Annotated in this window: 1 protein-coding gene and 1 pseudogene; one reads left to right on the top strand and one right to left on the bottom strand. The window is 58.7% G+C overall.

Annotation, left to right across the window (positions count from 1 at the left end; translation table 11 throughout):
- Positions 1-372, top strand: a 372-nt coding sequence (locus AC04SH_RS34805) for an outer membrane protein (RefSeq protein ID WP_488578059.1), incomplete at its 5' end; no start/stop codon positions are given.
- 662 nt (positions 373-1034) lie between these two features.
- Here AC04SH_RS34805 and AC04SH_RS34800 read toward each other — a convergent pair.
- Positions 1035-1468, bottom strand: a pseudogene (locus tag AC04SH_RS34800) (hypothetical protein); the annotation flags it as partial.

The raw sequence follows: 1468 nt of genomic DNA, 5'->3' as shown, positions 1-1468 counted from the left end.
TTTGTACCGCCTTGCGGGATCGAGGGCTGTTCGGCGGACATCGATTGGTATGGCACAGGCCGTGCGCGCGTCGGCTATGCCTTCGAGAACTTTCTTCCCTATGTCACGGGTGGCTTTGCTGTCGGCAAGGTCAAAGGCACGGCCGACCTAGGAGCCTGTGGCTTTACCCCGACCTGCGGGTACGACGAGACCCGGTGGGGCTGGGCGGCCGGCGCAGGTGTTGAATGGGCGCTGAACCAGAAGCTGTCGTTCAAGGCTGAGTACATGCACGTGGATCTCGGCACCCCCGATTTCAACACAGCCGCTCCAGATCCTTCCACCTCCAGAATCGACTTCGATACGGTCCGCGTGGGTATCAACTACCACTTCTGAAGCGGGCTTCCCGACTTCAAGCGGCTGTAGCGGCCTACTCGTGATGCTTTGGCCGTCGCCACCGGGCGCCGTTCATTCGGTGGTCGGTCCTTCCACCTGAAGGCCTAGTGGGCACTTTTTGTTCGGCTGAAAGCGCCGCCACACAGTCTTCCAGAATTGCCAGGCGAAGCCGAAGCCACTTTAATTCTTGGCCGACTTGCGCCAGCTTTAACATGCCGCGGCGGTCGCAAAGTTGTCGTGTCCCCAGCTGGAGCAGAGCCTTGGGCACCGTCGCGACCGCGCATCGACAACACGCTGCTGAGAGCCCTCGTCCAGGCATACCACTGGCGGCATAAGCTGGAATCAGGGCAACACGCTACGATCAGCGAACTCGCCGCAGCTAAGAAACTCGACAGGTCGTTCGTCTCCCACATGCTTCGACTGACGCTCTTGGCGCCGGACCTGGTTGAGGCAATCCTCGACGGGCGACAGCCTCCTACGATGCAATTGCAGACGTTGGTGCGCGGGTTTCCCGCTGAGTGGGAGCGCCAACGACGCAATGCCTGCTGGTTGTGATTGTCCGGTTTCGACCCACGCGGGTGAACGTTGCCATCGGTTTCGCCAATCGGAACGAGCACAAGGAGCGCCATTTTTCGCCCTTCAAGGCCAGCGCGCGCATTCACTCATTCTGGCAGTCCTGCCTTGCGCAAGTTCTCGCGAAGATGTTCCAGATCGCTGGGATTTTTGTAAGGCGTCATTTGGGGGCCGGATCTCGAAACGATTGTGGCTGATGGGTCCATTTGCTTGATCCGCTCCACGGCTTCCCTCGCTTCGATCATATTCCCCAATGCAGCATGACTGGCTGCCAAATAGACCCAGCGGTACACCGTGTCGATTGTCATTAGGCTACGCAAAGCCGTGACTGCTTCATGGTATTGTCGGGAGTCGTAGTAAATCTGGCCGAGCTCTTGAACGTACCACTCGGGATAGCGAGGATTAAGGCGCAACGCCTTTTGTGCTGCGTCGAAGCCTTCGGTGGTTCGTCCCGCGCAACTCAGGCAGTAGCCATAGTCCATGAGAATGTCTGCGTCATTGGGATTGAGATCAAAGGCGCGGT

This window comes from Mesorhizobium sp. CNPSo 4688, assembly GCF_057784295.1.
Note: the sequence above shows the minus strand (reverse complement) of the source record. Positions and strands in the feature narration are given on the sequence as shown.